The organism is Streptomyces hainanensis (genome assembly GCF_004348415.1).
Lineage (GTDB): Bacteria > Actinomycetota > Actinomycetes > Streptomycetales > Streptomycetaceae > Streptomyces > Streptomyces hainanensis.
Map to the genome: position 1 here is coordinate 1 of NZ_SMKI01000877.1, position 873 is coordinate 873.

Below are 873 nucleotides of genomic sequence, written 5' to 3' on the forward strand. Positions count from 1 at the left end.
GAGGGCGAGTGCTTGGCGCATGTCGAGGCGGCCGGGCGGGGTTGTGGAGGCTGCGTGGGTGGTGGTGCGTTCGCGGTAGGCGGCGGCGCGTAGTGCCCTGGCGAGTCGGCTGGCGGCGGCTTTCTCGGCTGGGGTTGGTGGGCGGCTGCCGGTGACTGGTGGTGGGTCGGGGTGGTCTCCGCGTGCGTGGCTGGGGGTGATCGGGTGTCCGACGGCGGCGAAGACGTCTCGGGCTGTGGTAGCCGCTTGCTTGGTGTGCTCGGTGTTGGCGGCTTTGGCTTGCCTCTGAGCGGTGCGGGTCGTTTGTGCGTGGTCGCGGAGGCGGGCTTCCTCCGCTTCGTTGATGGCGATCCGGTTGATGACCTGGTCGACGGCGTCGCCGAGTTGGCCGTGTTTGGCTGTGGGGTCGGGGGCTGGTTCCCGTTCGTGGGGGTCGGCGGTGAGTGCTTCGCACCATGCTGTGGCGTGTCGCAGCATGCCGTTCGTGTCGTCGTCAGCGGTGGTGCGGACGGCTGTCCATATGTCGTGGAGGGTGTGGAGGATCTTCGTGCCGAGCACGGTGGTGACGACGTTCTCGAGGTGCTGGGTTTCATCGGAGGCGAGGATCCCAGCGTCTCGGCGGGCGAGGATGAGGCCGGCCGCCCAGCCGGCCTGCCAGGTGTCGGTGGGGGTGTCGCGGGTGATGTCCGCGAGGATCAGTGTGTGGATGGCGGTGCGCAGGAAGCGACGGTCGGAGGGGCGGCGGCGAAGGTGGGCGTGTTCGGCGCGGGCCTCTTCCAGGAGGGCGGCGGCGGCGAATTGAGCGGTGTCGTGCGGGGTGGATGGGGTGATCCAGCGGCTGTGGGCGGCGTGGGCGGCTTCGTGGGTGAAGAC

The 873-nt window shown here is 69.9% G+C and carries 2 pseudogenes; one reads left to right on the top strand and one right to left on the bottom strand.

Annotated elements, in window-relative coordinates:
- Nucleotides 1-558: pseudogene (locus E1283_RS38410) on the bottom strand (hypothetical protein); the annotation flags it as partial.
- Here E1283_RS38410 and E1283_RS38415 point away from each other — a divergent pair.
- Nucleotides 535-873: pseudogene (locus E1283_RS38415) on the top strand (hypothetical protein); the annotation flags it as partial. The pseudogenes E1283_RS38410 and E1283_RS38415 overlap by 24 nt on opposite strands.